Origin of the sequence: Pseudarthrobacter sp. 1G09 (assembly GCF_050038305.1) — a bacterium.
In the GTDB taxonomy this organism is placed as follows: domain Bacteria; phylum Actinomycetota; class Actinomycetes; order Actinomycetales; family Micrococcaceae; genus Arthrobacter; species Arthrobacter equi.
Map to the genome: position 1 here is coordinate 2,542,478 of NZ_CP188306.1, position 23,244 is coordinate 2,565,721.

The following is a 23,244-nucleotide window of genomic DNA, read 5'->3' on the forward strand; positions in this document are numbered from 1 at the left end:
CAGGCTTCTGGGCCATGGTTACTTCTGTGTCTGCGACAGTCGTGTCCAAAACGTGTCCAATCCTTGGTTGACCCGGGTGACGTCTTCCGGCGTTCCCATAAGTTCGAATCGATAAAGGTGGGGTACCTGGCATTTGGCGGCGATGATGTCCGCCGCCAGGCAGTAGTTGTCCCCGAAGTTTGTGTTTCCGGCGCCGATCACTCCGCGGAGCAGCTGCCTGTTCTGCGGGTTGTTCAGGAACCGGATGACCTGCTTCGGGACTGACCCCTCTCCCCCGGTGCCGCCATAAGTGGGCACCACCAGCACGAACGGCCGGGTGGCGAGGAGGGGTGCGTCCTTCGCATAAAGCGGGATCCGGGCCACTTCCCGGCCGAGCTTCACAACGAAGCGGCTGGTGTTCTCGGAAGTCGAAGAAAAATAGATGAGCTGGCTGCCGGTCCGGACTGCTTCGGTTTCATCCGTTGCCCGGACGGGCGGGGACACCTCCACGCGCTGAGCCGCGTGGTTGTGCAGGGCCCTGCGTCCCTGCTGCGCTGCTGGTGCTGCGATGGAAGTCACCTCAGCTGGCTGGTTTGAAGGAAAAGCGGATTTCCTAGGCCACGGAGGAAACTGCGGAAAGCGCCAGTTCCTCGATCTTGTCCGGGCGGAAGCCTGACCAGTGGTCCTGGTCGGTGACCACAACGGGAGCCTGCATGTAGCCCAGCGCCTTCAGGCGGTCGAGTGCCTCAGCGTCCTGGGAGATGTCAACGCTCTGGTAGGTGATGCCCTTTTTATCAAGAGCCCGGTAGGTGGCGTTGCACTGAACACAAGCAGGCTTCGTGTAAACCGTTACGGTCATTGTCCCTGTCCCCTTAGTCGAAATCTTCGCTGGTCCGGTGTCCCCGTCCAAGCTGTATGTCGATACTACATGTAGTGCAGACGCCGCTCAGGAACCCCTAGATGATGTATTACAAGTATGTCATTTAATGCACCTTTAATCCACAGGCGGGCCCCTTCAAAATGTCCGGAATCCCGGCGATTTCGTGGACGCCATCCACACCCTGTGGAGTACTTAGCCACATTTAAACCCCAGCGTGTCGGAGAAAAGACGGCGTGTCGCGGCCGTCCGCGGGACGGCTCCGGACAGCCGAAAGGGGGTCCCGAAGTGACCTTCGGAACCCCCTTGGGTGAGCAAACGCACGACGGCGGCAGGCCGGCGTCGTGCGCCCCCCAGCTTTCACCCGGGCAAGGTGGCGCTAGAGCTGCGCCTCCCTCCGGTCCAGCACGATCTGCTGGACATCCAGGTAGCCGGACTGGAACCCGGCACGCGAGTAGCAGAGGTAGAACAGCCACATCCGCTGGAACACCGCATCGAAGCCCAGCCCGTCCACCTCGGCGGACCTGGCCAGGAAGCGCTCCTCCCACAGGCGGAGGGTGGCAGCGTAATGGTCACCCATCCCCATGCGCTCCCGCACTCGGAGGGTGGTGTGCTGCTGCGTGACCCCTTCGATGGCCCGCACGGACGGAAGGAACCCGCCGGGGAAGATGTACTTGTGCACCCAGGTGTAGGCGTTGCGGGTGGCCAGCATCCTGCCGTGGGGCATGGTGATTGCCTGGATGGCCACCTTCCCGCCCGGGGCCAGGACGCGGTCGATGGTCTGGAAGTAAATGGGCCAGTACTCGTAGCCCACTGCCTCGATCATCTCCACGGACACCACGGCGTCGTACTCGCCTTCCACCGCGCGGTAATCCTTCAGTGCCACTGTCACCTTGTCTGCATACCCGGCCTCGGCGATGCGCGCCTGCGCCAAAGCCTGCTGCTCGCTGGAAAGCGTCACGCTGTAGACCGTAGCGCCGCGGGCGGCGGCCCGGAGGGCCAGCTCGCCCCACCCGGTGCCGATTTCCAGGAGCCTGGTTCCCTGGCCCACGCCGGCTTTGTCCAGCAGCCTGTCGATCTTCGACCGCTGCGCCTCCGCCAGGACACCGAAGTCCACCGAATCCAGCGGTCCCGCAGCCGAAGGGAACAGCGCCGACGAGTAGCTCATGGTGGTGTCAAGGAAGTTGGCGAACAGCTCGTTGGACAGGTCGTAGTGCCGTGAGATGTTGCTTCGCGTGTTCTGCTCCGCGTTCCGTTCCTGCCGGGGCGTGCGCGGCAGGTACAGGGAGCGGAGCTTCTGCAACGGCATGGGGATCAGGCTGTCAACGGACGCAGCAAAGACCTCCAGGACGGCTGCGAGGTCGCTGGCTTCCCAGTCGCCGGCCATGAAGGATTCGCCGAGCCCGATCAGGCCGTTGTCGCCGATCCGGACTTCGAAAGCCTCCGGCCGGACCATCGTCATCACCGGCGCGTCGGGGCCGCCCGTGCCCAGCACCGTTCCGTCCGGGTACGCCACACGGAGGGGCAGCCGTTTAGCGGCCCCTCTGAAGAGCAGGCCTGCCGCCCTGCCTGCCACGGCAGCTTTGGCTCCCGACGGCGGCCGGGCAACTCCCGGCCAGATCTCCGGATCGATGGTGGCGGGCGATGCCGGCACTCCGGTGGGCGTCCAGGTGGCGGGGCCGTTGCCCCCGGCCGGGTTGCCTGCCTTGGAGTGGGCTGCGGCGGTGCCGTTGTCGTCCGTCATTGTCATTGAACTGCCTCCTGTGAGGTGTGGTGTGGCTTGGTGACGACGGGCAGGCGTCTTGCCCAGAGTTTAATGCCCTGCACCCTGATCAGGGCGGATACCAGAAGCGGCGCGGCCGGCACCTGGATTGCGGCGGCGATGATGTTCCGTGCGGTGGCGGGACGCCGCCGTCCGTCCATGGTGGCCAAGAAGGGCCGCTGACCTTCGCGCTCCAGCACGATCGAGACCGCCAGCCGCTCCCCCGGCGCCGGCAGCTTCATCCGGTACTGCCCGTCGACGTCGTTGAAGGGTGAGACGTAGAACGCTTTGGGTACCGATGCCCGGCCTGCCGCGTCCGTCCGGAGCAGGTAGCAGTGGCGTTCACCGTACGTGTTGTGGACCTCGGCAACGACGCATTGGAGGTCGCCATCGCTCCGGTAGCACCAGAACAGGGACAGCGGGTTGAAGACGTAACCGAAGACCCGGGCGCTGGTCAGCATCCGGATGGCACCGCCGTCGGGCTCGATGCCCTGGGTCCGCAGGTAGCGTTCCACGTTGGACCGGATGCTGTCGTCCGGGTTGCCAAGATGGTCGCCGGCGTGGAATCCCGCCAGCGGCCGGAGCCAGGCGGGCACGCGGGGCAACCGGTCGACGTCGACGAACCAGCTGTAGCTCCGGTAGGTGAACGCGTTCTTCAGCGGGCTTTGCCGCACGTGTGAAATAGAGGTCCGGTAGATGGCCGCCGCAGGGGCCGCGGCACCATCGGTGGTGGCTGTGCCGGCGTTCATGGCTACACCGTAGCTCACGAGGGTTCCGCCGCCTGGGCAAACTCGCGCTCCCCCTCGTCAGCAGCATCCGTGGGGCCGGCGTTGACGGGGGCCCACTGGCGGCCCAGCTTTTCCGCGGCGCGGACTCCGGCAAGGGCTCCGTCTTCGTGGAAGCCCCACCCGAGGTAGGCGCCGGCAAAGGCAACCTTGCTGTCGCTCAGGGCGGAAATCGCCTCCTGTGCCTTCAGCGATTCGGGCGTGTACTGGGGGTGTTCGTACACCATCCGCTCCAGCACGGTGTCATCTCCGATGAGATCGGACTCGCCCAGGCTGACAAGGTAGGGGCGGCCGTCCTGCGGTTCAAGCCGCTGCAGGCGGGTGAGGTCGTAACTGACCAGGACCCTGTCCGGCCGGGCATCACAGGACGGCAAACGGTAATTCCACGAGGCCCTCGCGTTCTCCGCGGACGGCAGCACGGCCGGGTCGCGGTGGAAGACCGTATGGTTCACGGAATAGGGCATGCCGCCGAGGGCTTCCTTCTCCTCCGGGGTGGCGTCGGCAAGGAATCCGAGGGCCTGCGCCGGATGGGTGGCAATAACGACGGCGTCAAAGTCTTCCAGCGTGTCTCCGGCCGCGAGCTCCACGCCTGCGTCATGGCGCCGGATGGCGGTAACGGGCGTGTTGAGCCGGACGTCCGGCAGCGTTGCCGCCAGCTTTTCCACATACCGCGCCGATCCGCCTGTGACCGTCCGCCACTGCGGCGAGCCTTTGAGGCCGAGCAGTCCGTGGTGGCCAAGGAACGTGAACAAGTAGCGGGCAGGATAGTTCAGTGCGGTAGTCGGATCGCACGACCACACCGCGCTGACCACCGGCGTCATGAAGTGGGAGATGAAGTACTGGCTGAAGTTTTCGCGGGCCAGGAACTCTCCGAGCGTGGGTTCCGGCGTCTTCGGGTTGCCGCTGACGGCCGACGCCGGGGCAGTCTTCAGCAGTGCGCGGGCCCTGCGGTAGAACCGGGTGACTTCCAGCAGCATCAGCAGGTAGCGTCCACGGAACAGGCTCGAGGGCTTCGCAATGATGCCGCGGGCTCCATCACGGGCCCCTGCATACTCCAGGCCGCAGCCGTCACAGCGGATGGACATGCTCATCTCGGAGTCCTGGGTTTCGACCCCAAGCTCGGCAAACAGCCGCAGGAGGGTGGGATAGGTGCGTTCGTTGTGGACGATGAACCCCGTGTCCACACCCATCAGGGAGCCGTCCGGCTGGGGCATGTCATGTGTGTGGGCATGCCCGCCCAGGCGGGAATCGGCCTCGAACAAGGTGACGTCGTCCTGCCGGTTGAGGACGTAGGCGGCGGTCAGGCCTGCCACTCCGCTGCCAATGACGGCAACGCGCCGCCTTTCGCCCCCACTCGCTGCTGGGTTAGGTGACAATCCATGCTCCTCTGCTGAACATCTGCCGCTGGACGGCTATACAAACGGCAATTCGGTGCCGGACCTGGAGCGGATGGGCGGATTGCCGCCCTTTTTGTCCAACCCTACGGGTGCGGCAGCCGGAGTTAGGGGCACGGCACTCGGAGTACTGTTGGCTGGTGGTCAATCCGGTACACCTGAAGACACTCATGGAGGTCACCCGCCTGGGCTCGTTCGCTGCTGCTGCGGCGACCCTGGGCTACACCGCTTCGGCGGTGTCCCAGCAGATGTCAGCCCTTGAGCGGGACACAGGCACCATCCTCTTCCAACGTTCGGCGCGCAGCGTGGTGCCTACGGAGGCCGCCGTCGTCATGACGCGTCATGCGGCCAAGGTGCTCACCGACATCGAGGCCCTGATGGCTGCCGCGTCGAAGACCCAGGATGCCGCGAGCCAGGAACTCCGGCTGGGCATCTTCCCCAGTCTCGCCACCTACGTCCTCCCCCGGATCCTGAAGAATCCGGCCTGGAAGAACCTCGGCATCGACCTCCGCGTCTCGGTGGCCGAACCGGGACAAACCATCCAGGGGCTGCGCGCGGGAGGAGACCTGGACCTCGCCGTGGTTTTCCAGGTGGGGCAGACCGGGGTGGCGTGGCCGGCCACTATTAACAGGCAGTGGATTGGCGACGACGACTTCCGGGTGGTCCTCCCCCGCGACTGGGGATTCCGGCCGGACGCAGGGGTGTCAGCCGAACACCTGTCCGAGCTGCCGTGGATCATGCACCATCCAGGCACCAGCGACGCCATGGTGATCGAACGGCTGTTCGCCGGCTGCAACCTCCACCCCCGCGTGGTGGCGCACAGCGACGACTTCCATGCCAGCCTCGAGATGGCGGCCGCCGGACTGGGTGCAGCCCTGGTCCCGGAACTGGCGCTGCGGAACAAGCCCGCCGGCGTCGTGGTGCTCGACGTCCCTGAAATCCGGCTTGCGCGCAACGTTTTTGCGCTCCTGATCAATGACCGGAAAACGGCCCGGGTGCAGCTGTTTGTCGACCTGCTGGCGGAGACTCTGGCCGGAATGCGCACCGCGGTGAATTAGGCGTGAACGCTGGAATGCGCTGCCCTTCGGGGCTATGTTGAATCTATGAACAAGGTAGCCAGCCAGCATTTTGGCGAGATTGAGCTCAATCACGGCAGGGATCACTTCTTTGCCGCCAAGCATGAGCTGCGTGGCCACCCGCTCAAGATTGACCTGAATGTCACGGCCCACGACCACTTCGATGAAGCGGCCCTGCGCAAGGTGGACTACCGGCTGCGCTTCCTGCCCGAACTCGTTGATGAAGTGCGCGAGATGATCGCCGAGGAACTCGACCAGGAGGGCACCAGCCCGCAGGAGTACCTGCATTTCCACTGCAACGCCCTCAAGGATGAGCACCTGCAGAAGGTCTTCGGCGTGGAAGAACGCAGCCAGCTCACCAACGATGTCTTCCTCAAGGCCCTGAAGCTGGGCCACCTCGCCATCTACCCCGGGCAGCCCGAGCGCTACTTTGTCCTGGACTTCACGCTGGGCGAGCACTTTACGGACGAGGTGCTGGTTGCCTCTGCCGATGAAGACGGCGTCGTCGACGACGAGATCGTCTGGGAGTCCTGAAGAGTCACGACGCCGGCTGGTCACCGGGGGCCACGGCAGTTTGGTCCTGTGAGGCGAACGATGCGGCTCAGCTGGCGAGCTGGGTCCGGTTGGTGATGCTGCGGCTGCCGGCGCGGGTATGGCGCGGAAGGGCCAGCTTGTCCAGCACCTCCAGCGCGCTCTGGTGCTCGTTAAACGTGTAGAGGTGGATTCCGGGAGCGCCGGCGTCCAATGCCGCGTTGGCCAGGTCCACGGTGGCATCGACGCCGACGTGGAGGCGCTCGATGTCCGTATCGGCCGCGGCCAGCCGCTCCGTGAGTTCCGCCGACGGTTCCACGCCTGCGAGTTCGCCCAGGCGCTTGACGCGGCGAAGGCTTGTGAACGGCATGACACCCGGGATGATCGGGATTGTCACTCCGGCACGGCGTGCCCGGGTGAGGAGGTCCAAGTACTGCGAGGAGTGGAAGAACACCTGGGTGATGGCGAAGTCCGCACCGGAGCGCTGCTTGGCCAGCAGAACCTCAACGTCGTGTTCCTCGCTGGGTGACTCCGGATGGCGGGCGGGATACGCCGCCACACCCACCGCAACCTTGCCTGCACACAGCAGGGCCGACCTGCGCTGCTCCACGCGGCGGATCAGCTCGATCAGGTCCTGGGCGTAGCGCAGGGAGCCGTTGACGGGCTGGCTTGCATCGTTGGGAAGGTCGCCGCGGAGGGCCAGAATCCCGCGCACACCGGTGTCCAGCAGCTGGCCGATGACGCCGGCGAGCTGCTCCGGGGTGTTACCCACGCAGGTGAGGTGCGCCAGCGGCCGAAGGGTGGTTTCCAGGAGGAGCCGGTCGATCAGCTCGATGGCAGTGTCCCGGTTGGATCCGCTGGCACCGTACGTGACGGAGACGTAGTCCGGTTCCGTGGTTTCCAGTTCCCGGATGGTGGTCCACAGCGTTTCGGCAGCGGCCGGCGAACGGGGCGGAAAAAGTTCGTAGGACAGCGCCACCGGGGCGGCGTCTGAGGGGTTTGGCTGTGTGCCGATAGGGCTTAAAGGTGACATTTGCGTCCTTGGCTTTGGGCCATTGGAGCTCCCCGGGGATGACGCTGCAGGGAACCGGCAATGAACTTGAGTTTGGGAATACGGAAGAACTCCACAGGGACGCAGCCGCGACCGTTACGCCTGTGTTGAAGTTGTCCGTGAGCAAATGTCAGGCCCACATGGGGGCACCCACACCCTCCGAACGGAGGATCGCTGACACGTTACCAGGGTAACTTGCCTACGACTTTATGAGCGGGCTGGCGGCCGGTTCAAGTCGGGTCCGAATTAAGACACAGTTTTACGCCCGGTTTCGATGCGCTGCTGAAGATTGTTCGCCCCAGCTGCCCCACTGGGGTCGGCACGCTTACCAGGGCCGGTCCGGGCCCTGGTTGTACCCGGTGTCGTTGAGGTAGTCCTCCCGCTCCCGCCCGGTGTTGCGTTCGCGCTGGGACTGCCGTGCGCTCTCCTCGAGCTGTTCCAGCTGGCTTTGCTCCGGGGAGTCCGCCTCATTCCTCGCGGGGCCTGGTTCTTCAGTGGGCTGCTGTGCAGCGTCACCGTCCTTGCCGGCGGCTTCCAGTTTCCCGGCCAGGCGTCCGCCGGCTTCGTCCAGCCGCTCCCCCGCGGAGCCATCACCTGTCCCCGAGGGACTGGCGAAGCATCCGTCCGGTGCCGCCTTGACCATGCCCAGTGCGTCGGAGAAAAGCGCCGCGGCCGACGCCGGGTCCTCCGCGCGCAGTTTGTCGTCGCCCAGGCGTTCGGTCGCCAGTACGAGGTTCACCCTGATGACGCAGGCATCGGCGGACCCGGCGGCGCTTCCGGGAACCAGGTCCAGGGCTTCGGCGAAATGTTGCCGGGCGGCGTCGAAGTTGCCGGTGAGGGCGTCGGCGTCCCCGGCGGCGAACGGGGCCTTGTGGGGCTCCGGAATGTTGAGGGGCTGAAGCCAGCCGGCGGCGGCCGCGGCAGCACCGGCATCCTTGGCGTCGAATGCCGCGGCCGCCTGGCCGCCGAAGACGCCCAGGCTCAGGAGCTTGGCGGCGATGCCGAGTACCATGATGACCGGCACGGCCGAGCCCGCCAGCAGCAGGCGCCGCTTCCGCAGACGTCCAAGGCTCTGCTGAGGGCTCTGGTGTTGGTCCTTCCCGTTGGCCCGGCCCCCGTGTGCCGCTTCCGTCGTTTGGCGCTGGGGCCCGTTGGGTGGCAAGGGTTTGGTGGCGGTCATGGGACGCGCTCCCCCCTTTCGGCTGCCCTGGCCGGGGCGGGGGACGCTGCACGGGGCAGCTCCCGGTACCGGCGGATGATCATCACAGCATCCGGCAGGGCGAGGGCGAAGGCCCCCGCCGCGAACAGCCAGTACAGCTCCGTCCGGCCCTCCACTGAATCGCCGCTGCGCTCGAGTGTGCCCGGGCGGACCTCCTGCATCATGGGGGCAGCGGGGTCTCCGGCTTGCCGGTGCACGTACGGGACGCCCAGTTGCCGGGCCATATCCTGCAGCCGCGGCTCATCGATGCGGGACAGGGCGTCTGCCCCGGCACCGTCACGCACGTAGGGCCCGTCCGCGGCTTCACCCGGATTACCGGAGTTTTCCTTCATGCGGGCGCCGGCGGCGGTGCCGTACCCCAGTACCGCTCCCCCGGCCACCAGGCTGCCGTCCAGGTTGAAGCGTTCCGGCTCCTTTCCGCTGGTCTGCTCGCCGTCGCCCAGGTAGTACACCAGCCGCGGGCGCTCCGGGTGGCTCTCACGCGCGGCGTCGAGGCGCTCGGAAAGGACCTGGCGGGCGGCTGTGATGCTGCTGCCCTTGGCGAAGGCGGTCACCTGCGGCTCCAGGACGGTGACCATGGTCTGCAGCGCCAGGGTGTCGGTGGTCAGGGGCATCCGGACAAAGGCTTTCGTGTCAAAGGTGATCAGCGAGAACCGTGCCCCGGGCAGTTCCTTGGCAATGGCCATGATGTCCTGCCGGACACCACTCATGCGCGGAGCTGAGGTCCCGTAATCTTCGGCCACCATGCTGGTGGTGGTGTCCACCACGAAGAACACGTTCAGGTCCGTGGTGGCTGCCTGCGAGGTACCGCCCGGCAAGGCAGGGCGGCACAGCGCCGCTACCAGGAACGCTGCCAGCAAGCCGCGGCGCAGCCAGGGGCTAAGCCCCGTCAGCCGGATCCGGTTCATAGCCGCATCCTCCACAGTGCGGCGCCGAGCGCTATCCCGGACAGGACGGCCACCCCCAGCGGAAGGACCGGCTGGTCTGAGACCACTGCCCTCGGGGTGCCTTTCAAAGCGGTGGCCTCCGTCTCCTGCACCGCGGCAACGATGCCCGGCACTGCCCCGGGATTGTCCAGCGCGTGGTAGGAGCCCCCCGTGGATTTCGCTGCCGTGCGGAGCTGAGCCGCCGGCTGCCCGGCATCGGAACCGTAGTCCAGGTCCCCCGGGTTCAATGCGTACACGCGAACTGTCCTGTCCTTGGCCAGCGCCGCTGCCTGTGAAAGCGTCAGGATCGGATTGCCGGATACATAGTTGTCAGTGGCAAGCACCACCGACCGGGAGCGTTTCGCTGCCGTGCCGTCCGCCCCTGCGTCCCTGTCCTGGGTGCGGGGGAACCCGCTGAGGCAGGAGGCCAGCCCGTCGCCGATGAGCGAGGAGCCGCGTCCGCCCCAGGTGCCGTCCAGGAAACCGGAGCTTCCCGGTTTGCCCTCGAAGGCGTCGCGTGCCAGCAGCAACTGGTCGCGGGCATACCCGTAGTCGTCCGTCAGCGGGAAGACCTGGCTGCCGGTGCTGTCGAAGATGGTCAGCCCGATCCGTTCACCGTCGAATTCCCGGGCCAGCTCGGCGAAGACTTCCACCACGGCAGCGTCGGCGCTGCTCATGGAGCCCGAAACGTCCAGGCACAGCATGATGTCCCGGTTGCGCTGCTCCGGCACCGTGGTGGTGAGCTGGACGGGGCGCGCCGCTGCAACGGCGGCCGAGGCAAGCAACGCGGCGCAGGCGATCCCTGCCGCGGCAAGCCACCGGCGGTGGCGGCGCAGGGCGTCCTGGTACTCGGGCAGCATGGTGAGGCGGTCGCTGTGGGCGGCAGGCCGGCGTCGGACGTCCACCTGCCGGTGGCGCACGGCGACCCAGGCTGCTCCAGCGGCCGCCAATGCTGCTGCGGGGAGCAGCCACCAGAACATCAGCTCCATGCCCGCACCGTCTCCCGGGCCGCGGCCGCGGTGGCCGATACGGGCGGCAGCGGCTCCGGACCGAATTCTCCCGGGTAGATGGCGCCGACAGCAGCGGCGGCCGCGGGCAGGGGGTGCCGCTCCAGGTCGGCGTGCGTCATCCGCGGGGCGTCCACTCCCGAGGCGTCGCGGACGAAGCGGCGAAGCAGGTGGCTGATGTCCTGATGGGCCGCACGGGCATCCGTGGTTCCGGCCGCGGCGTCCTGCTCAGCGTCGTTGATGCGCTGGATGTAGGCGGCCTTGAGGGCGGCGAGGTCGGTCAGCTGGGCGGGCCGCTGGTGTTCGGGGGCGGCCCGTGGCGGACGGGTGGAGGCAAAAACGAAGACGTACCACGCTGCCACGAGCACGATCAGGGCGAAGCCGGCCCACATCCATGCCGGGCTGTACTGGAGGGGGCCGAAAAAGGCGGGCTCATCCTGCACGGCGGTGCCTTTCCAGGAGTGCGAAGAGCGCGCTGACCACGTCCTGGCTGCCGTCCACAGTCCCCTCGGTGATGCCGGCCCGCCGCAGCATGGTGTTGCGGCCTGCATCCCGCTCAGCCGTTGCATCGGCGTAGGCGGTGGCAATGGCCTTCGTGGCGGCAAGGTGCATCGGGAGGACAGCGGAGTCGCTGACGCTGAAGTACCCTGCATCGTCGCCGGGCCCGGCTCCGGAGGACACCAGATCCGCATCCCGGATGGTGAGCCAGAGGATTTCGTGCTGGGCCCGGAGCCTGCGGAGCAGCTGCTCCAGGGCAGGGGACGCCGGAATTTCGTCCGCTGCGACGAAGAGGAGGTTGCGTCCTTTGACGGTGCGCGCCACGTGGTCCAGCTGGTCCTCGATCCTGCTGGGGGCAGCGTCCAGGCCCGCACGGGAGTCGACGTGCCGGAGGAGCCGTTCCAGGTGGGCTTCTCCGGCCTTCGCGGGGATGGTGCCGGTGGCTGCAGAGTCGCCGCTGACCAGCCCCACCACGTCGCCGTGCCGCAACGCCAGGTATCCGGCCACGCCCAGGGCCATGACGGCGATGTCCTTCTTAACCTCGCCTGACCGCGAGACAGCTGCCATGTTCCGCCCGGTGTCCGTGACCAGGATGACCGTCTGCCGCCGGACCGCGACGTAGCGGCGGATCAACGGCGATCCGTGCCGGGCCGAGGCTTTCCAGTCGATGTCGCGTACTTCGTCGCCGGGGACGTAGGCGCGCAGGTCATCAAAGTCGAGGCTGCGTCCGCGGAAAACTGAACCGTACTCGCCGTCGAGCATTCCCCGGGCTTTGCGGTGGGCGAAGATGGCCATCTTCAATTTCACCCTGTGCAGGAGGCTGGTCATCCCGGCGTCCTCAGGGCGTTTGGACGGCGGCGACGACGGCGTCGATCACCGTTTCGACCGGCACCTGCTCCGCGACGGCATCAAAGTTGAGGATGATCCGGTGGCGCAGCACCCGGTGCGCCAAAGCTTTGACGTCCTCCGGAATAACGTGGTCGCGGCCGTGCAGGAGGGCCACGGCCCGGGCGGCCTGGCTGAAGGCGATGCTGGCACGGGGGCTGGCGCCGTACTCGATGAAGTCCGCCAGCCGACGCTCAATGTACTGGCCCGCGTTGCGGGTGACGAACACCAGGCCCACGATGTAGTTGACGATCGCGGGGTCGAGGTAGATGCGCCGGACCAGGTCCTGCGCAGCCCTGACCGCGTCCAGCGATACGGCGGCTGCCGGGACCTGCTCCGGACTGAAAACGCCGGCTTCGATGCGCCTGATGATTTCTGCTTCTTCCGCCGGGGATGGATAGTCCAGCACGTCCTTGAGCATGAACCGGTCCATCTGGGCTTCGGGCAACTGGTAGGTGCCCTCCTGCTCAATGGGGTTTTGCGTGGCCAGCACCAGGAACGGGGACGGCAGTTTGTAGTCCTGGCCGCCGATGGACGTCTGCCGCTCCTGCATGGCTTCGAGCATGGCGCTCTGGGTTTTGGCGCTGGAGCGGTTGATCTCGTCCAGCAGCACGATATTGGCGTGGACCGGGCCAAGCTGCGTGACGAAAGTGCCCTTGGCCGCGTCGTAGATCTGCGTTCCCACGATGTCGCTGGGCAGGAGGTCCGGGGTGCACTGGATGCGGCGGAATCCTGCGCTGACCGCCTCCGCCACAGTTTGGGCTGCGGTGGTTTTAGCCAGCCCGGGGACGCTTTCGAGCAGGACGTGGCCGCCGGTCAGCAGGCCAACCAGCAGGGATTCGCGGAGCCGGGCCTGGCCCACCACCTTGGCCTCGAAGCTGCGGGATATGCCGGCCACCACCTGCTGCGCCCGGGCCAGTTCGGCCGGTTCGATTCTCGCGGACGCGCTGGTTTGAAGCACTGGATTCCCCCTGGTGGCTGTTCGTGGCGCAGCGGGCCTGCCCGCTGCGCTCCGCCAGCAATCCTATCCACATCCGGTGCACCACGTCCCGGAAGGACGGCCTGGATGGGGACCACTCCCCATCCAGGGCACGCAGGTCTATCCTTTTGCCATGAGCGAGCTTCCAGCCAGTTACAAGGAATTTCTTTCCGACAAAAGCGAGCTGTTCATCAGCACAGTTAAGCCTGTCCTGCAGCAGTCGGCAGCGGACAAGCTCCACGGCGTCCGGGTCACCTACAACCCCGGATCCACCGGCCACCAGGCGCATGTGGATGACACCCTGCCGTTCGGTGTGGTGTTCGAAGACATCGACTGAAGCGGGCTGAACCGGCGGTACGCGGCGCCCCTAGCTTTCCAGCAGGAGCCGTTGCGCCCGGGGCGCCAGGGTGTGTTCGAGGACCAGTGACGCCGCGCCGATCGCACCCACGTCTTCGCCCACGCCTGTGCCGACTACTTCGATGGGATGGATGAGCCGGGCGGCGCTGTTTGCTTCGAGCAGCTGGGGCACCTTGGCCAGGAACCGGTCCGCCATGCCGCTCCAGAAGGGGCCGCCGAACACTACCCTCTCCACGTCCAGCGTGTTGGTCACCACGGAAATGGCACGGGCCACAAGGGTGGCGGATTTGTCGATGATGGCCATGGCGCGTTCGTCACCGGCGTCGGCCAGTTCGCACAGCCTCGCGAAGCTCTGCTGGACTTCCGCGCCGCTGTTGCCGGGCCTGGTGCCGTTCAGGATGCCTGCGGCCTCTGCCTCAGCCACCAGGACCTGCGGGATGCAGGACGATTTAACACAGCCGCGCAGCCCGCAATCGCACGGGGGTCCGTCCGGGTCCACCATGATGTGGCCGATTTCCCCGGCGTTGCCTGACGTGCCGCGGACGACTTCGTCGTTGAGGACAATGCCGCAGCCGATGCCGGTGCCCATGTACATGAACACGAAGCTGCCGGCCCCGCTCGGGCCGCCGGCCCAGGTTTCGGCCACTGCGGCACTGGTGACGTCCTTGTCCACCAGGACGGAGTATCCGGTGGCCTCGGACAGGGCGTTGCGCAGCTCCACCCGGTCCCACCCCGGAAGCAGCGGCGGGTCCACCACCGTTCCGTTGTCCAGGTCGATGGGGCCGGGCGCAGCCACGCCGAGTCCGGCGATCCGGTCCCGGTCGACGCCGGATTCCTCCACCACCTGGGCAACCTGGGCTGCGATGGTGGCTATGACGGCTGACGGATCGTTGCCGCCGGGAGTGTCGATCCGCGCGTGCTGGACGACTGATCCCACCAGGTCCATGACGACGAAGGTGGTCACGGCGGGGTCAAGGTGGACTCCGACGGCGTACATGCCCTTGGGGTTGAGGCGGAGGATGGTCCGGGGCTTACCCGGGCCGCTGCCTTCCTTGCCGGCTTCGACAATCAGGTTCTGGTCCAGCAGGCGGCGGGAGATGTTGGAGATGGTCTGCGGGGACAATCCGACGATCTGGGCCAGTTCAACCCGGCTGAGCCCGCCCGAGGTCCGGCGGATGGCGTCAAGGATGACTGTGAGGTTGAAATCCCCCATCCGTGGCAGGTTGGTTCCGCGCCTCGGTGAGGATTGGCGGATTTCAGACACGGTTACCCCTAAACGTCTTGGGCCACGTAGTTGTGGTGCTGCTTGAATCGTACGTTACGCGTGGTCACAGACACATAGCCGGGTTGGCTGCCCGGCGTGGCGGCGGCCCGTGGCTATCTGGCGGACCGCCGGACACTGCGCGTGACAGTGAATTTGGGGTTGTTTCCCTCCACGGTGGTGGGCCCGACCTCCCGTTCCAGGGCGGGAAGGTAGGGCAGGTGCCTGTTGTAAACGGTCCAGAGTTCACCGCCGGGAGCAAGCACCCGGCCAGCCGCCTCTATAAGCTTCAGGCCCGCCCCCGTGTGGACCCCTGCGCCTACGTGGAACGGCGGATTCAGCAGGACCAGGTCCGCGCCGGCGTCGGGCATGGTGCTCAGGGCATCATCCTGCAGCGTGCTGATCCGCCCGTCGAGCCCGTTTGCCCGGGCGGTGGCAAGTGCCGAGGCAACAGCCGCGGCCGACTGGTCCGTGGCGGTCACCTGCGCCTCCGGGAATTTCCTGGCGTACATGGCGGCGAGGATTCCTGTCCCGCAGCCAAGGTCCACCGCGTGCCGGGCCGGTTTCATGGCCGAAAGGAAAGTCAGCAGGAACCGGGTGCCGATGTCCAGTTTGGGGCCCGCGAACACGGCTCCGTGGGCTGCCACGTCCAGGCCGAGTTCGCCGAGGTGCACGACGACGGGAAAAGACGTTGGCGGCTGGCCCGCCTTCGGGTGGGAAGCCACAATGACGCGGGATTTTTGCCGGGCGAGCTGGGGCTGGACCGAGTCGAAATACCGTTCGAGGACGCCGTTCATGCCGAGCGACATGTGTTTCACCCGCCCGCCGGCGAGCAGCAGCGCTCCGGGCGCCGCGTGACGGGCAACCGCGGCAGCCACTTCCTCCAGCTCGGCCAGCGTTTTCGGCAACTGCAGCAGCACCACCTCCGCCCCGGTGAGGAGGTCGGCGCCGAGCGGCAACTGGCGGAACTCCGGCACCCGGCCGCTGCCGCCGTCGTCCCTCTCGTTTTCCGCCTGCCATGCGAGGGCGTTTTGCTGAAGCGCGCGTTCGCCGGTGACCAGGTCCTGGTGCACCCGCAGCGTGGCAGGTGCCAACAGGTCCAGGGCACCCAGCGTGAGGGCACCGTAGCGGTCGCCGATGATGGCGACAGCGCTGCCGGGGCCCGCCGAAGCTGCGGCAGTTTCCAGGAGGAGCCTGTCCGTGGCGTCCCATGCCTGCAAGTTGGGCGCTTCCACGTCCGGGCGCCGGCGAAGGATCCCGAAGATCCGGTCAAGACTGTCTGTTACCACGTGTTCCCTGCCGTTGCTCGTTAGCTGCGGGGTGTGCTCCACCCGCGAATTGGTCGTGGTCCATTCCCTCCGGTTCAGCCCCAAGGTACCGGCTCCCCTGCCGGGGCCACTCCGGGCAGCTTGAGGATCTCCGCCACTGCCGCCCGGCCGGCCCGGTTGGCGCCGATGGTGGACGACGACGGGCCGTAGCCCACCAGGTGGACGCGCGGCTCGGCTGCCACCCGGGTTCCGTCCATGGTGATTCCGCCGCCCGGCCCGCGAAGGTGCAACGGAGCCAGGTGCTCCAGCTCTGCCCGGAACCCGGTGGCCCACAGGATGACGTCCGCCGCAAGGAATCCGCCGTCCGCCAGCCGGACGCCGCCGGGCTCAATGGCGGTGAACATGGGCTGCCTGTCGAGGGCGCCGCGCGCGGCCGCGGCCCGAAGCGCCGGAGTCCGGATCAGCCCGGTCACCGACACCACGCTCTGCGGCGGCAGGCCTTTCCGGACCTGCTCCTCGACGAGTGCAACGGCGTCGTGCCCGGCACGGGCGTCAAATTCGTCGTTGCGCCAGACAGGCTCGCGGCGGGTAAACCAACTGGTGGAGGTGACTTGGGAGATTTCGTCGAGGAGGCCGACCGCCGAGATTCCCCCGCCCACAACAATCACATGCTTGCCAGAAAATTCGGTGGCGGAGACGAAATCCGCCACATGCAACTGCCTGCCGCGGAAGCTGTCCCGCCCCGGGTAGATGGGCCAGAACGGCCTGGTCCAGGTGCCCGTGGCATTGATGAGCGCCTTGGCGCTCCAGTCCCCGCTGGAGGTGCGCACGCGAAGCCGGCCTGCCGGGTCATCGTCTTCGCGGCTGACTGAAGAGACCTTGACCGGCCTCCGGACCGTCAGGCCCAGTTCCTGTTCGTAGTCCCCGAAGTAGCGGGTGAGGAACTCGGAGCTGGGTTCACGGGGATCCACTGCAGGCTTGGCGATGCCCGGTAGATCGCTGATTCCGTTGACGGTGCCCATGCGGAGGCTCTTCCAGCGGTGGCGCCATGCGCCGCCGGGCCCGGCCTCGGCGTCGAACATCTCATACGCAAGCCCTCTGCGCTGCAGGTGGAAGGCGGCGGATAGTCCGGCTTGTCCCGCACCGATCACCACGACATCGGTTTGGGCAGCAATCACTCCCCCATGATAGCCGGGCGGGACGTCCGGGCCTTAGGGTTGGCCCATAGAGGCCCGGCCAGCGATACCGGAGGACGATGATGGCAGGAACAACACGCAGCACGGTGGACACCGGCAGGAGCAGTGCGGCCAGGCTGGCCAGGGCTTTGGCCATTGTTCTTGGCACGCCTGACGTGCCCTTGCGGCTGAAAGCCTGGGATGGTTCCGAAGCAGGACCCCGGGATGCCCCCGTCCTGGAGTTCCGGTCACGTCGGGCGCTGCGGCGGATCCTGTGGTCGCCGGGCCAGCTGGGACTCAGCCGGGCTTATGTGGCCGGGGAACTCGACGCGCCGGGCGACATTTTCGCCGCCTTCACGGCCCTGAGTTCGGCGGGCAAGTTCGCCGAGCCGGGACCGTTCCGGCGGCCGACGGTTGCACAGCTGTGGAAGCTCGCGGCTACGGCAGTGCGGCTGGGCGCTGTGGGGCCCAACCCGGCGCCTCCGCCCGAAGAGGCCCGCGTCGCCCGCAAAGGCCGGGTGCACTCCCGCCGCCGTGACGCCGCGGCCATCTCCCACCATTACGACGTCGGCAACGACTTTTACGCCCTGGTACTGGGCAACTCAATGGTCTACTCCTGCGCAGTCTGGCCGGATGCGCCTGGCGGAACCCGAGAGAGCAGCACCAGAGACAACCCGGCCGGCGTCGACGGCCTGGACGCCGCACAGGAAGCCAAGCTGGATCTGGTGTGCCGGAAGCTGGGCCTGAAGCCCGGGATGCGCGTGCTGGATGTGGGCTGCGGCTGGGGCAGTTTTGCCTTGCATGCGGCGGGAAAGTACGGCGTCAACGTGCTGGGCGTGACGTTGTCCTCGGAGCAGGCCAACCTGGCACGGAAGCGGGCGGCCGAGGCGGGGCTGACGGAGAAGGTGGAGATCCGGGTCCAGGATTACCGGGATGTGGCGGACGGGCCGTTTGACGCAATCAGCTCCATTGGAATGTCCGAGCACGTGGGCCGTGAGCAAACGCCCGGCTATGCGTCCTCGCTGTATTCACTGCTCAGCCCCGGCGGGCGGCTCCTGAACCACGCCATTTCCTGGAATGCCGGCCCCACCGATCCGGACCCCGATTCGTTCATTCCCCGGTACGTGTTTCCGGACGGGGAGATGATCAGCCTGGGTGAAATGGTGGTGGCTCTCGAGGGAGCGGGGTTTGAGGTCCTTGATGTTGAGGCGTTGCGGCGGCACTACGCCCTGACGCTGCGTGCGTGGGTGCGGCGGCTGGAGGAGAACTGGGATCAGGCTGTTGCCCTGGCCAGCGTTGGCCGGGCCCGGATCTGGCGGCTGTACATGGCGTCGAGTGCCATCGGCTTTGAAAATGGCCTGACCGGGGTGAACCAGGTCCTGGTCCAACGCCCGGGCGGCGCCGAGCCGCCGCTTCGCCGCACGGCGTGGATGTAACTCCACCACCGGAAACGCAAAAGGGAACCATCACAGGTGATGGTTCCCTTTTATTCCGTGGAGCTGAGGGGACTCGAACCCCTGACCCCCTGCATGCCATGCAGGTGCGCTACCAGCTGCGCCACAGCCCCGGAAATTTACTGTCCCGGTCGGTTTCCCCGGAGCAACCTGACCAGCTTAATGCACTTTCCCCGCAGCACCAAATCGCTCCAGCGAGCGGGCCGACCCTGCCCCTTGGCGATTGCTCGTGCCGTCGCCGGCAAGGCCTCCGGACACCCCGCCGACCCATCGAACGCACAAAAAAATCCGCCGGAATCATGACGATTCCGGCGGATTCTCCGGTGGAGCTGAGGGGACTCGAACCCCTGACCCCCTGCATGCCATGCAGGTGCGCTACCAGCTGCGCCACAGCCCCGAACTGCTGCCGCTCCTGAGAGCTTTTTTCGGGTTTCCCCGAAGCAACTCCAATATCTTAGATCAGCGGTTCCAAGAATTCCAAATCGGGAATACTCCCCGGAGCGGCGCGGGTTTACTCGCTTTCGGCCGTGGCTGCAGCGGCATCTTCCAGCTGCAGGTCCACCACGGGGCAGTCCTTCCAGAGCCGCTCCAGCGCGTAGAAGACCCGGTCCTCTTCGTGCTGGACGTGGATGACGATGTCGGAGTAGTCCAGGAGGACCCAGCGGCCGCCGGAACGGCCTTCGCGGCGGACAGGCCGCAGGTCCTGCTTGGCGAGTTCTTCCTCGATGCCGTCCACGATCGCGTTGACCTGACGCTCGCTGGGGGCCGATGCGATGAGGAAGACGTCGGCCAGTGCCAGGCGTTCACTCACGTCCAGGGCAACAATGTCATGGGCAAGCTTGTCCGCGGCAGCCTTGGCGGCGTCGCGGGCAATGGTGATGGATGTATCTGATGCAGTCACGGGACTCCTCGTTGATGAAAAAAACAGGGTGCGGCAGGTCAGGGGGTCATGCCGCTGATGATAAGGACGACGCCGGACACCAGGGCCACGACACCGAAAGCCAGGATGCAGAACTGCAGGATGCGGTTGCGCCTCGCGCGGCCCAGGCCGGCGGTGGCAGCATCCAGGGGCTCAAGCCCGTAGGCCGAGCTGGCCGGGACCCGCGGAACGTCCTCGAAGGTGGCCTGGCTGTCCGGGAAGACAACTGGCTTCGGCCGGGTGGCCGCCTTAGCCGCCGCTTCGGCCCGCGCAATGACCTGCGACCGGCCGGACACCGGCTCGGCCGCTCGGCCGGTCCTGGCAGCGGGCTTCTTCTTGCCTCCGGATGCAGGAACCTTGGTTCCCGGCCGGGTGGTGACCGGAACGTGGGATGTTGCCGGAGGCTTCATGACGGGACGGTCCACGCCGGGAACCTGGACGAATTCCAGCGGCGTGACCATGGCCAGGTTGCTCGTGGTGGACGGGCCCGGCCGGTCTTTCGGCGGATTGGCCCCTGGCTGGCTTGCCTTCGGCTGGGAAGCCGTAGGCGAGGCTGCCTGGGGCAGCGGGTTCCCGAAGTGCGCGGCCTTAGGCTGGGCCGGCGTCGATGAGGCGTCCGCGGCCTGGCTCTCGCCGGGGGCTCCGGCTCCGCCGGCCTGCTCCGCGAGTTTCTGCCGGGCCATGGCTCGCCGGTTCAGTACTGCTGCGCGTTCCGCGAGGGCGATCTGCTCGGCAAGGATCCCGGGATCCACAGCCTCCGGATCCATGGAGGCGATGTGCTCCATCTTGGCGATTTGGTTCTTGGCCTGCTCGGCAATCAGGGAACGGGCCGCCAGCGCCTGTTCCACTGTCATCCCTGCGGGGCCGGAAGGAACGCCGGCATCCTTCGGGGCTGGAGCGCCGGACGGCGCACCCGGCGCCTTGCCCTCTCCCCCGGCGGAGGGTGCAGCTTTACTGTCGCCGACGGGTCCCGGCCGGGCAGGAGCCTTCGACGGGACAACAGGCGGAGTGGCAGCGGGTGGAACGATCGGGTTGGCCGAGGTGAGGGCCTGCTCCTTGAGCTGCTGCAGGCGGAGCTGGCGTCGGGTGGGAGGACCGCCCGCAGCAAGCTGGCCTTCCTTTTCCTCCAGGTCCTTGATGGTGCGCAGGGCTGCCCTGTCACGGGCGCGGATTTGCGAGGACCGTTGTGTGTGGGCCGCCACCGCGGCGGGCTGGTCCACGGGCTGCTGGTCCTGGTCCGGAGCAGCTGCAGTCTTAGCACCAGCAGGTTTGGCGCGCGCAGGCGCAGCGGCGGCCACGGGCTGTTGGGCCTTACCACCCGGCCCGGCCGTTGCGGCGGGCGACGGTTTTGTGGCAGGCGAAAGGGGGTCTTTGCCCGTGGGGGCAGCCGACTCCTGGGCGGCGTCCCGCGCCTTCCGGAGTTCCCGGCGGCTGCGGATGGGGGGCTGTTCCTGGCTCATGGAGAACTCATTCAGTGCTGGCTCGTTCGCGTGCTTCGGAAGATTGATCGTCCCCGGCTGCCGGGGCGTACAGGCCGTACTTCGCGATGTACTGCACCACGCCATCAGGTACCAGGTACCAAACGGGGTCGTTTCCCGCTACCCGGGTGCGGCAGTCTGTGGAAGAGATGGCCATGGCCGGCACCTCGAGGAGGCTGACGTCGTCGCGCCCCATCCCGTCAAGGACGTGGCCCGGACGGGTGACTCCAACGAAATGGGCCAGGGACCACAGTTCGTCGATGTCCTTCCAGGACAGGATCTGCGCCAGGGCGTCGGCGCCGGTGATGAAGAACAGGTCCGCGTCCGGCCGCTGCGCGCGAAGGTCGCGCAGGGTGTCGATGGTGTACGTGGGACCGGGACGGTCCACATCCACCCGGCTCACCGTGAACCGCGGATTGGAGGCGGTGGCGATGACCGTCATGAGGTAGCGGTGTTCCGGCTCGGTGACCCGTTTATGGGACTTCTGCCATGGCTGACCGGTGGGGACGAAAACGACCTCGTCCAGGTCGAATTCTGCAGCCACCTCACTTGCGGCAACAAGGTGGCCGTGATGGATGGGATCGAACGTCCCGCCCATCACGCCAAGCCGGATCCGGCCCTTGTCACTGCTCCGGCGCAAAGTGCGGGAAATGTTAGTGGCCCTGCCCGTGATCGTGCTTGTTCGGGTGCTGGCGGTGCGGGTCCGCGTGCTCCTCCGTGGCGGTGTGGCGGTTGCCCAGGTTGTTGTAGGACAGCGTGATGAACATCATGACCATGAGGATCGCAAACATGACGATGCCGAAGACCCACGGCTCAGCCCACAGCGGCGCGAGTTCCTCGTGTTCTGCTTCGCCTGCTGCGGCGATGGTCGTGGCGATCTGCTGGAACAGCATGTTCTCCCCTAGGTTCAAGTATTTTGGGGCAGCGGACTTTTCCGCTGCTTTTTGGCGTCTGGTCTATGTTACCGCGTTGCTACCCGCGGACCTGGCCTTCGCCCTGGACGATCCACTTGGTGGTGGTGAGTTCGGTGAGCCCCATGGGCCCGCGGGCGTGCAGCTTCTGGGTGGAGATGCCCACTTCGGCGCCGAGCCCGAGCTCCCCGCCATCGGTAAACCGGGTGGAAGCGTTGACGATCACGGCAGCGGAGTCCACCTCGGCAATGAACCGTTCGGCGTTGGCGAGGTCGTTGGTGAGGATGGCCTCCGTGTGGCCCGTGGACCACTTGCGGATGTGGCGGACGGCTTCATCCAGGCTGTCCACCATCGCCACGGCGAGGTCAAGGTCCATGTACTCCGTGCCCCAGTCCTCATCCGTGGCGGCGTCGGCAGCTACGGAAGCCGGCAGGGCCGCGCGGATGCGTTCATCGGCGTGCAGGCGGACGCCGGCCTTGCTGAGCGCTTTGGCCACGGCGGGGAGGACGGTGGACCCGGAGTGCACCAGGAGGGTTTCCACGGTGTTGCAGACGCTGGGCCGCTGTGTCTTGGCGTTGAGGAGGATCTCCACCGCCATGTCCTCGTTGGCCGATTCGTCGATGAAGATGTGGACGTTGCCTTCGCCCGTTTCGATGACCGGCACGGCGGAGTTGGTCACCACCGACTGGATGAGGTCGCGGCCGCCGCGCGGAATCAGGACGTCAACCCTGCCGCGGGCCCGCATCAGGACGGTGGCGCCGGCACGGCCGTACTGGTCCACGGTCTGGACGGCATCGGCGGGCAGTCCCACGGACTCCAGGGCTTCGCGCAGCACCCTGACCAGCACGCCGTTGGTTGACTCCGCTGCGCTGCCGCCGCGGAGGATCACGGCGTTGCCGCTCTTGAGTGCAAGTCCTGCGATGTCCACCGTGACGTTGGGGCGGGCTTCGTAAATGGCCGCCACGACTCCCATGGGAACGTTGACCTGGCGCAGGCGCAGTCCGTTCGGAAGGGTCTGGCCGCGGACCACGTTGCCTACGGGGTCCGGCAGGTTGGCGAGGTTCTCCAGGGCGGCCACCAGGCCGTCGATGCGGGCGTCAGTGAGGGTCAGCCTGTCCAGCAGTGCTGCGGATGTACCGTTGGCTTTGCCGTTGGCGACGTCGCGTGCGTTGGCGTCGAGAATGGCGCGGGTGTTGGCCTGCAGTGCCGCCCCCACGGCGCGCAGGCCGCGGTCCTTCCACGCCCGGTTGGCCTGGGCCATCCGGCGGGCGGCGTGGCGGCTGCGGTCGGCAATGGCGTGTACGGCGGCCTCGATCCCGGCTTCGGTGGGCGGACCGTCGGCCGTGGCAGGAGCTGCTGAGGGGGCCTGCTGCTGCGGGGTGCTCGCGGCGGCGGTGTCTGCGTGGTTGTCGGCAGTCGTGTGGATCAGGGCCTCAGTCATGGTTCAAGTTT

The 23,244-nt window shown here is 66.9% G+C and carries 24 protein-coding genes and 2 tRNA genes; 4 read left to right on the plus strand and 22 right to left on the minus strand.

The features are described 5' to 3' along the window. Window positions 1–18: 18 nt before the first annotated feature. From nrdI to ACP3TD_RS11675, 5 genes are all read right to left on the minus strand, one after another. Entirely contained in the window at window positions 19–489 is a 471-nt protein-coding gene (nrdI, locus tag ACP3TD_RS11655) for a class Ib ribonucleoside-diphosphate reductase assembly flavoprotein NrdI (RefSeq protein WP_426767213.1), read from the minus strand. Window positions 490–592: 103 nt separating this feature from the next. After that, complete coding sequence (nrdH, locus tag ACP3TD_RS11660; RefSeq protein ID WP_015937305.1) at window positions 593–838, minus strand: glutaredoxin-like protein NrdH; 246 nt, start codon at window positions 836–838, stop codon at window positions 593–595. Between the two features lie 397 nt (window positions 839–1,235). Then, window positions 1,236–2,606 carry a class I SAM-dependent methyltransferase gene (locus tag ACP3TD_RS11665; RefSeq protein ID WP_426763076.1) on the minus strand — a complete coding sequence of 457 codons (1,371 nt, stop codon included), beginning with the start codon at window positions 2,604–2,606 and terminating at the stop codon, window positions 1,236–1,238. Further along, window positions 2,603–3,367, minus strand: a complete 765-nt coding sequence (locus ACP3TD_RS11670) for a DUF1365 domain-containing protein (RefSeq protein ID WP_426763078.1) — start codon at window positions 3,365–3,367, stop codon at window positions 2,603–2,605. Before ACP3TD_RS11670 ends, ACP3TD_RS11665 begins: the two co-directional genes overlap by 4 nt. A 14-nt stretch (window positions 3,368–3,381) precedes the next feature. After that, window positions 3,382–4,779 carry an NAD(P)/FAD-dependent oxidoreductase gene (locus tag ACP3TD_RS11675; protein WP_426763080.1) on the minus strand — a complete coding sequence of 466 codons (1,398 nt, stop codon included), beginning with the start codon at window positions 4,777–4,779 and terminating at the stop codon, window positions 3,382–3,384. Window positions 4,780–4,937: 158 nt separating this feature from the next. Between ACP3TD_RS11675 and ACP3TD_RS11680 the strand changes: the two genes are divergently transcribed. After that, complete coding sequence (locus ACP3TD_RS11680; protein ID WP_426763082.1) at window positions 4,938–5,855, plus strand: LysR family transcriptional regulator; 918 nt, start codon at window positions 4,938–4,940, stop codon at window positions 5,853–5,855. A gap of 45 nt (window positions 5,856–5,900) precedes the next feature. Further along, entirely contained in the window at window positions 5,901–6,407 is a 507-nt protein-coding gene (locus ACP3TD_RS11685) for a DUF2004 domain-containing protein (protein WP_426763084.1), read from the plus strand. 67 nt (window positions 6,408–6,474) lie between these two features. On the opposite strand, the gene ACP3TD_RS11690 is transcribed toward ACP3TD_RS11685, so the two are convergent. The 7 genes from ACP3TD_RS11690 to ACP3TD_RS11720 form a co-directional block, all read right to left on the minus strand. Further along, window positions 6,475–7,437 (minus strand): methylenetetrahydrofolate reductase, encoded by a 963-nt coding sequence (locus tag ACP3TD_RS11690; protein ID WP_426763086.1) that lies wholly within the window; start codon window positions 7,435–7,437, stop codon window positions 6,475–6,477. Window positions 7,438–7,780: 343 nt separating this feature from the next. Beyond that, the gene (locus ACP3TD_RS11695) at window positions 7,781–8,635 is read right to left on the minus strand and encodes a hypothetical protein (protein ID WP_426763088.1); all 855 of its coding nucleotides are present in this window, start codon (window positions 8,633–8,635) and stop codon (window positions 7,781–7,783) included. After that, on the minus strand, window positions 8,632–9,582 hold the full coding sequence (locus ACP3TD_RS11700) for a vWA domain-containing protein (RefSeq protein WP_426763090.1): 951 nt from the start codon (window positions 9,580–9,582) through the stop codon (window positions 8,632–8,634). Before ACP3TD_RS11700 ends, ACP3TD_RS11695 begins: the two co-directional genes overlap by 4 nt. Next, a complete protein-coding gene (locus ACP3TD_RS11705) occupies window positions 9,579–10,589 on the minus strand; it encodes a vWA domain-containing protein (RefSeq protein ID WP_426763092.1) in 1,011 nt (336 codons plus the stop codon). Before ACP3TD_RS11705 ends, ACP3TD_RS11700 begins: the two co-directional genes overlap by 4 nt. Beyond that, window positions 10,580–11,050 carry a hypothetical protein gene (locus ACP3TD_RS11710; RefSeq protein WP_426763094.1) on the minus strand — a complete coding sequence of 157 codons (471 nt, stop codon included), beginning with the start codon at window positions 11,048–11,050 and terminating at the stop codon, window positions 10,580–10,582. The genes ACP3TD_RS11705 and ACP3TD_RS11710 overlap by 10 nt, the downstream gene beginning before the upstream one ends. Further along, window positions 11,040–11,933: a DUF58 domain-containing protein gene (locus ACP3TD_RS11715; RefSeq protein WP_426763096.1), complete on the minus strand. Its 894-nt coding sequence runs from the start codon at window positions 11,931–11,933 to the stop codon at window positions 11,040–11,042. Before ACP3TD_RS11715 ends, ACP3TD_RS11710 begins: the two co-directional genes overlap by 11 nt. Window positions 11,934–11,943: 10 nt before the next feature. Then, window positions 11,944–12,951 (minus strand): AAA family ATPase, encoded by a 1,008-nt coding sequence (locus tag ACP3TD_RS11720; RefSeq protein ID WP_426763098.1) that lies wholly within the window; start codon window positions 12,949–12,951, stop codon window positions 11,944–11,946. 151 nt (window positions 12,952–13,102) lie between these two features. Between ACP3TD_RS11720 and ACP3TD_RS11725 the strand changes: the two genes are divergently transcribed. Then, a complete protein-coding gene (locus ACP3TD_RS11725; protein WP_015937318.1) occupies window positions 13,103–13,306 on the plus strand; it encodes a hypothetical protein in 204 nt (67 codons plus the stop codon). 30 nt (window positions 13,307–13,336) lie between these two features. On the opposite strand, the gene ACP3TD_RS11730 is transcribed toward ACP3TD_RS11725, so the two are convergent. The 3 genes from ACP3TD_RS11730 to ACP3TD_RS11740 all read right to left on the minus strand — a co-directional run bounded on the left by ACP3TD_RS11730 (window position 13,337) and on the right by ACP3TD_RS11740 (window position 17,033). After that, window positions 13,337–14,539, minus strand: a complete 1,203-nt coding sequence (locus ACP3TD_RS11730; protein ID WP_426767214.1) for an ROK family transcriptional regulator — start codon at window positions 14,537–14,539, stop codon at window positions 13,337–13,339. Between the two features lie 164 nt (window positions 14,540–14,703). Then, window positions 14,704–15,876 carry a class I SAM-dependent methyltransferase gene (locus ACP3TD_RS11735; protein ID WP_426763100.1) on the minus strand — a complete coding sequence of 391 codons (1,173 nt, stop codon included), beginning with the start codon at window positions 15,874–15,876 and terminating at the stop codon, window positions 14,704–14,706. Between the two features lie 74 nt (window positions 15,877–15,950). Further along, complete coding sequence (locus ACP3TD_RS11740; protein WP_426763102.1) at window positions 15,951–17,033, minus strand: FAD-dependent oxidoreductase; 1,083 nt, start codon at window positions 17,031–17,033, stop codon at window positions 15,951–15,953. Window positions 17,034–17,113: 80 nt separating this feature from the next. Here ACP3TD_RS11740 and ACP3TD_RS11745 point away from each other — a divergent pair, with 80 nt between their 5' ends. Continuing rightward, window positions 17,114–18,466 (plus strand): class I SAM-dependent methyltransferase, encoded by a 1,353-nt coding sequence (locus tag ACP3TD_RS11745; protein ID WP_426763104.1) that lies wholly within the window; start codon window positions 17,114–17,116, stop codon window positions 18,464–18,466. 58 nt (window positions 18,467–18,524) lie between these two features. On the opposite strand, the gene ACP3TD_RS11750 is transcribed toward ACP3TD_RS11745, so the two are convergent. The 7 genes from ACP3TD_RS11750 to ACP3TD_RS11780 form a co-directional block, all read right to left on the minus strand. Beyond that, window positions 18,525–18,597: transfer RNA gene (locus tag ACP3TD_RS11750), tRNA-Ala, on the minus strand. A gap of 211 nt (window positions 18,598–18,808) precedes the next feature. Beyond that, a tRNA-Ala gene (locus ACP3TD_RS11755) sits at window positions 18,809–18,881 on the minus strand. A 114-nt stretch (window positions 18,882–18,995) separates the two neighbouring features. Then, window positions 18,996–19,385 (minus strand): ribosome silencing factor, encoded by a 390-nt coding sequence (gene rsfS, locus ACP3TD_RS11760; protein ID WP_426763106.1) that lies wholly within the window; start codon window positions 19,383–19,385, stop codon window positions 18,996–18,998. Window positions 19,386–19,423: 38 nt separating this feature from the next. Beyond that, window positions 19,424–20,863 carry a hypothetical protein gene (locus ACP3TD_RS11765; protein ID WP_426763108.1) on the minus strand — a complete coding sequence of 480 codons (1,440 nt, stop codon included), beginning with the start codon at window positions 20,861–20,863 and terminating at the stop codon, window positions 19,424–19,426. A gap of 7 nt (window positions 20,864–20,870) precedes the next feature. Next, window positions 20,871–21,521, minus strand: coding sequence for a nicotinate-nucleotide adenylyltransferase (gene nadD, locus ACP3TD_RS11770; RefSeq protein WP_268157358.1), 651 nt, complete (start codon window positions 21,519–21,521; stop codon window positions 20,871–20,873). A 13-nt stretch (window positions 21,522–21,534) separates the two neighbouring features. After that, window positions 21,535–21,774 (minus strand): hypothetical protein, encoded by a 240-nt coding sequence (locus tag ACP3TD_RS11775; protein ID WP_377202118.1) that lies wholly within the window; start codon window positions 21,772–21,774, stop codon window positions 21,535–21,537. Between the two features lie 79 nt (window positions 21,775–21,853). Continuing rightward, window positions 21,854–23,233, minus strand: coding sequence for a glutamate-5-semialdehyde dehydrogenase (locus ACP3TD_RS11780; protein ID WP_426763111.1), 1,380 nt, complete (start codon window positions 23,231–23,233; stop codon window positions 21,854–21,856). Between the last annotated feature and the right edge of the window lie 11 nt (window positions 23,234–23,244).

Bases quoted from the DNA above. Each gene is read 5' to 3' on its own strand.
- ACP3TD_RS11775 (WP_377202118.1), bottom strand. From the start codon at position 21,774: ATGCTGTTCCAGCAGATCGCCACGACCATCGCCGCAGCAGGCGAAGCA.
- nrdH (WP_015937305.1), bottom strand. From the start codon at position 838: ATGACCGTAACGGTTTACACGAAGCCTGCTTGTGTTCAGTGCAACGCC.
- ACP3TD_RS11685 (WP_426763084.1), top strand. From the start codon at position 5,901: ATGAACAAGGTAGCCAGCCAGCATTTTGGCGAGATTGAGCTCAATCAC.
- ACP3TD_RS11670 (WP_426763078.1), bottom strand. From the start codon at position 3,367: ATGAACGCCGGCACAGCCACCACCGATGGTGCCGCGGCCCCTGCGGCG.
- ACP3TD_RS11730 (WP_426767214.1), bottom strand. From the start codon at position 14,539: ATGGGGGATTTCAACCTCACAGTCATCCTTGACGCCATCCGCCGGACC.
- ACP3TD_RS11715 (WP_426763096.1), bottom strand. From the start codon at position 11,933: ATGACCAGCCTCCTGCACAGGGTGAAATTGAAGATGGCCATCTTCGCC.
- ACP3TD_RS11780 (WP_426763111.1), bottom strand. From the start codon at position 23,233: ATGACTGAGGCCCTGATCCACACGACTGCCGACAACCACGCAGACACC.
- ACP3TD_RS11700 (WP_426763090.1), bottom strand. From the start codon at position 9,582: ATGAACCGGATCCGGCTGACGGGGCTTAGCCCCTGGCTGCGCCGCGGC.
- ACP3TD_RS11665 (WP_426763076.1), bottom strand. From the start codon at position 2,606: ATGACAATGACGGACGACAACGGCACCGCCGCAGCCCACTCCAAGGCA.
- ACP3TD_RS11745 (WP_426763104.1), top strand. From the start codon at position 17,114: ATGGCAGGAACAACACGCAGCACGGTGGACACCGGCAGGAGCAGTGCG.
- ACP3TD_RS11725 (WP_015937318.1), top strand. From the start codon at position 13,103: ATGAGCGAGCTTCCAGCCAGTTACAAGGAATTTCTTTCCGACAAAAGC.
- ACP3TD_RS11765 (WP_426763108.1), bottom strand. From the start codon at position 20,863: ATGAGCCAGGAACAGCCCCCCATCCGCAGCCGCCGGGAACTCCGGAAG.
- ACP3TD_RS11690 (WP_426763086.1), bottom strand. From the start codon at position 7,437: ATGTCACCTTTAAGCCCTATCGGCACACAGCCAAACCCCTCAGACGCC.
- ACP3TD_RS11695 (WP_426763088.1), bottom strand. From the start codon at position 8,635: ATGACCGCCACCAAACCCTTGCCACCCAACGGGCCCCAGCGCCAAACG.
- ACP3TD_RS11705 (WP_426763092.1), bottom strand. From the start codon at position 10,589: ATGGAGCTGATGTTCTGGTGGCTGCTCCCCGCAGCAGCATTGGCGGCC.